Here is a 4,087-nt window from a genome sequence, read left to right as displayed (position 1 = left end):
GCTCTGGCGCGCTCATAGACCTTCTGGCCGACCAGCATCGTCGGCACCAGATAGGTGCCGTGCGCCTTGAACAATGTGTAGCTGCTGGCGTCGGCATAGCTGCCATGCTCGATCGAATCGACGCCGAGCGCGATCGTGTGGTCGATCGCCTGCTTGCCATGGGCATGCGCCGCGACCTTCAGGCCGAGCGCGTGCGCGGTGTCGATCACCGCCTTGATCTCGTCGTCCGCCATCAATTGCAGCTTGGGATCGTCGCCGATCGACATGACGCCGCCCGACGGCATGATCTTGATCAGGTCGACGCCGTCGCGCCACATCCGCCGCACCGTCTGGCGTGCTTGCTCGGGGCTGTCGACCAGCGCCTCCTTCCAGCTCTGGATCTCGCCGAATTCGGGGAGCAGGCCGTTCGCGGGATCGCCATGGCCGCCGGTCGGGCCGAGCGGATTGCCCGACACCCACATGCGCGGCCCCGGAATCTCGCCTTTGGCCACCGCCTTCTTGAGCGCGACCACCGCAATCGTCGGATCGCCCACGTCGCGGATCGAGGTGAAGCCGGCGAGTAAGGTCGCCCTGGCGTCGTTCACGCCGTCGATCAGCGCGTCGTAATCGGTGGTGGTGACCGCGAGGCGGATCGGATCGCCGTCATGCCAGGCCGACATGATATGGACGTGGCAGTCGATCAGGCCGGGCAGCACGGTCGCGTTCGACAGATCGACCACTTCCGCGCCCACCGGCGCGACATAGCCCGGCTGGATCGCGGTGATGCGATCGTCATGGATCAGGATCGAAACCTGGGCGCGGGGTGCCGCGCCGGTGCCGTCGATCAGCCGGCCGGCATGGATCACCACGTCCCGCGCCGAAGCTGTGCCCGCCATCAAGGCAAGCGCGATGCCCGCCATAAGCTTCCGCGCCATGATCTTTCCCCCTCGTTCTTCGTGAGACCGGATTCACGTCATCGGCGGAAGCGCGCGGCGCTTCCACCAATAACGATCAGGCTCTAGCCCGCCTGCCAGTGCCGGATCGCGTCCACCGGCCATACCAGCATCAGGATGTTGAGCGTCAGATTGTCGCGGATCACGGCCAATGTCAGCAGTTCAAATGTGATCGCCAGCGCAATCGTCGCCCAGACGGGTAAATGCCGCGCGATCGCGAAACCGATCATCATGCAGCTGATATCGGACAGCGAGTTGAGCACGCTGTCGCCGGTATAGCCGAGCGCCATCGTCGCGGTGCGATAGCGGTCGATCACCATCGGCGAATTCTCGGTCAATTCCCACGCGGCCTCGATCGCGACCGCGATCAGCAGCCGCAAGCGGACTGGCAGGTGGCGCAGCAACAGCCAGGTCGCGCCACAGAAGAGAAAGCCGTGAATGACGTGGCTTGGACTATACCAGTCGAGCAGATGCTGGCTGTTGCCGCCATCGATCGCGCCATGCCACAGCGCGACGTAGCCACAGGTGCAGATGGGCGGGCGGCCCATCGCCAGCAAGATCGCTGCGGTCATCGCCAACATCAGCACGATGCCGACGATTGCCCCGCTTGTGCTGACGTGGAAGCGAAAGTCTTTTCGTTTTGTCTTCATAAGGTTAGTCACCGGGCTCGCATGCTGGTGTGGGCGTAGCGCTATGTTGCGGAACCCCGTGCTCATCAGCATTAAGAAGGAAACGTTACTGATATGGATCAATTTGGCTGTGAAATATTCTTGCTTGGGGGCTCGAATAGTTAATGGAACCCTAAAGTCTGATTGACTCTTGGGCGAAGATTTCACATTCTCTCCAGGTCAGCGGTGTTGAGTCGCTGGGTTTGGGGGGATATCTTTATGCGTATCAAGACTTTGCTGACCGGCGCTGCTTTCGCCGGCTTCGCGATGATCGCAGCCTCATCGGCTTCGGCTTCGACCTGCATCGGATCTTGCGGCACGTTGGGTGCGGACGGCAACGTCTCCGCGCCGCCGGTCGGCCCGACCTATACCTACGTCACGACATCGGGTGGCGCCAGCGGCGCCGGCCAGATCGCTGGCGCGGGCGGCACCAATGGCTCGGAATTCCTGACCAGTTCGTTTTCGGCCAATTCCGGTGACTTGCTCGACTTCTACTTCAATTACGTCACGTCGGACGGCAGCGGCTATTCGGACTATGGCTTCGCCGAGCTGCTGACCTCGTCGCTGACGCACGTCGCCTGGCTCTTCACCGCGCGGACGATTCCTTCGGGCGATACCAGTCCGGGCTTCGGCCTTCCGAGCAACGATTCGACGCTGATCCCGGCGACTACCCCCATCCAGGGTGGCACGACCTGGTCGCCGTTGGGTGGCTATTCGGGCACCTGCTATTCGAGCGGCTGCGGCCATACTGGCTGGATCGAATCGCAATATACGATCAGCGACGCGGGCAACTACGTTCTGCGCCTGGGCGCCACGAACAGCGTCGATTCCCAATATGATTCGGGCCTCGCCTTCGCGGGTGTGACCGTGGGTGGCAACGATGTGCCGCTGAGCGCACCGGAGCCGGCCAGCTGGGCGATGATGCTCGGCGGTTTCGGCCTGATCGGCGGCATGATGCGCCGCCGTCGCACGGCTGTCGCTTTCGGCTGATTGGTTTCGATCCTGAACGGCTAAGGAGGCCCTCCACCGCGCATGCGGTGGGGGGCCTTTCTTTTGTCACGCCGGCCGTGGCCGATGAATCCTGCGCAGCCGCGCCTTCCCGGCACGTTGACGTTCCGGCCCGGTGAAGCCAAGAGCGGCCATGCCTCTTCCCGGTCTCGATCGTCGCGGTGTCCTGTTCGTCCTGTCCTCGCCCTCAGGCGCGGGCAAATCGACGATCGCGCGCATGCTTCTCGCCAAGGACACGGACATCGCGATGTCCGTCTCGGTCACGACCCGGCCGATCCGCCCGGGCGAGGTCGAGGGGCGCGATTACCACTTCGTCGACGTGCCGAGGTTCAAGGACATGGTCGGCGATGGCGAGCTCATGGAATGGGCACACGTCTTCGATCATCGCTACGGCACGCCACGCGCACCGGTGGAGGCGATGCTCGCCGAAGGGTGCGACGTCCTGTTCGATATCGACTGGCAGGGGGCGCAACAGCTGTACCAGCAAGCGGGCGGCGATGTCGTCCGCGTGTTCATCCTGCCGCCCTCCGTCGGCGAACTGGAGCGCCGCCTGCTCGCACGCGGCACCGACGACGACCATGTCGTGGCGGCGCGGATGGCGCGCGCCAATTCGGAAATCAGCCACTGGGACGGCTATGACTATGTCCTGATCAACGACGATGTGGAGACCTGCTTCGCGCAGGTGCGGACGATCCTCAATGCCGAACGGTTGCGCCGTTCGCGCCAGACCGGGTTGATCGGCTTCGTGCGCAAGCTGATGACGCCGAAGAACGGCTGAGGTAAGATCGCTCCCACATAAAAGGGGAGAGCGACATGGTTCGGATCCTGATCGGCAGTATCGTTGGTGGCGCGGCGATGTTCATCGTCGGGTTCATCCTGTGGGCGACCCCGCTTCAATATTTCGGCTATTCGACCGCGACCGACGCGCAGAACGCCGCGATCCAGCTCAGCCTTGCGCAGAATTTGCCGCATACCGGCCATTATACGGTGCCCAATCCGATGACCGCGGTCGGCGGCAACGGCTATACCAAGGGCCCGATCGCCTCGGTCGATTATAACAGCAGTGGCTATTCGACCGCCGAACCGGCCGCGATGATCGGCGGTTTCGTGCAGGAAGTGATCGTCTCGCTGATGATCGGCCTCAGCCTGCTGGCGGTGGCGGGGCGCGTGACCGATTTCCCGTCGCGCGCGAAGCTCGCAATCGGATTGAGCGCGGCGGCGGTAGTGATGATCAACACCGGCGATCCGATCTGGATGCACGCCGACTGGCGCTACGCGATCTACGCGCTGATCGCCGATCTGGCGATGCTGGCCGCGTCGAGCCTAGTGATCGCGCGCTGGTTCCTGCCCAAGGCGATCATAGTCGAGACGGTCCACTAAGCGCGCCGTCAGTCGTTCGGTTTATCCTGCGCCGTATCGGGCGCGTCGTGCTTCCAGCCGGCGCGGTGCTTTCCGTCGACGCCCGGTCGGCCAAGCGCT

At 63.5% G+C, this 4,087-nt stretch carries 5 protein-coding genes; 3 read left to right on the top strand and 2 right to left on the bottom strand.

The genetic code is table 11. From position 1 onward, the window contains the following. Together VK533_RS15525 and VK533_RS15520 are read right to left on the bottom strand one after the other, a co-directional pair. The coding region (locus VK533_RS15525) for an amidohydrolase family protein (RefSeq protein WP_324379347.1) at window positions 1-914 on the bottom strand (914 nt) is incomplete at its 3' end. An 83-nt stretch (window positions 915-997) separates the two neighbouring features. Beyond that, window positions 998-1,582 carry a DUF2585 domain-containing protein gene (locus tag VK533_RS15520; RefSeq protein WP_324379345.1) on the bottom strand — a complete coding sequence of 195 codons (585 nt, stop codon included), beginning with the start codon at window positions 1,580-1,582 and terminating at the stop codon, window positions 998-1,000. Between the two features lie 237 nt (window positions 1,583-1,819). Between VK533_RS15520 and VK533_RS15515 the strand changes: the two genes are divergently transcribed. From VK533_RS15515 to VK533_RS15505, 3 genes are all read left to right on the top strand, one after another. Further along, a complete protein-coding gene (locus VK533_RS15515; protein ID WP_324379343.1) occupies window positions 1,820-2,590 on the top strand; it encodes an NF038132 family protein in 771 nt (256 codons plus the stop codon). Between the two features lie 151 nt (window positions 2,591-2,741). After that, window positions 2,742-3,386 (top strand): guanylate kinase, encoded by a 645-nt coding sequence (gene gmk, locus VK533_RS15510; RefSeq protein WP_324379340.1) that lies wholly within the window; start codon window positions 2,742-2,744, stop codon window positions 3,384-3,386. 35 nt (window positions 3,387-3,421) lie between these two features. Further along, on the top strand, window positions 3,422-3,988 hold the full coding sequence (locus VK533_RS15505) for a hypothetical protein (RefSeq protein ID WP_324379338.1): 567 nt from the start codon (window positions 3,422-3,424) through the stop codon (window positions 3,986-3,988). Window positions 3,989-4,087 lie beyond the last annotated feature (99 nt).

Origin of the sequence: Sphingomonas sp., from assembly GCF_035317925.1 — a bacterium.
In the GTDB taxonomy this organism is placed as follows: domain Bacteria; phylum Pseudomonadota; class Alphaproteobacteria; order Sphingomonadales; family Sphingomonadaceae; genus Sphingomonas_I.
This window is presented reverse-complemented; position numbering and strand designations above follow the sequence as displayed.

Coding starts and splice junctions, on each gene's coding strand:
- VK533_RS15520 (WP_324379345.1), bottom strand. CDS start 1,582: ATGAAGACAAAACGAAAAGACTTTCGCTTCCACGTCAGCACAAGCGGG.
- VK533_RS15515 (WP_324379343.1), top strand. CDS start 1,820: ATGCGTATCAAGACTTTGCTGACCGGCGCTGCTTTCGCCGGCTTCGCG.
- gmk (WP_324379340.1), top strand. CDS start 2,742: ATGCCTCTTCCCGGTCTCGATCGTCGCGGTGTCCTGTTCGTCCTGTCC.
- VK533_RS15505 (WP_324379338.1), top strand. CDS start 3,422: ATGGTTCGGATCCTGATCGGCAGTATCGTTGGTGGCGCGGCGATGTTC.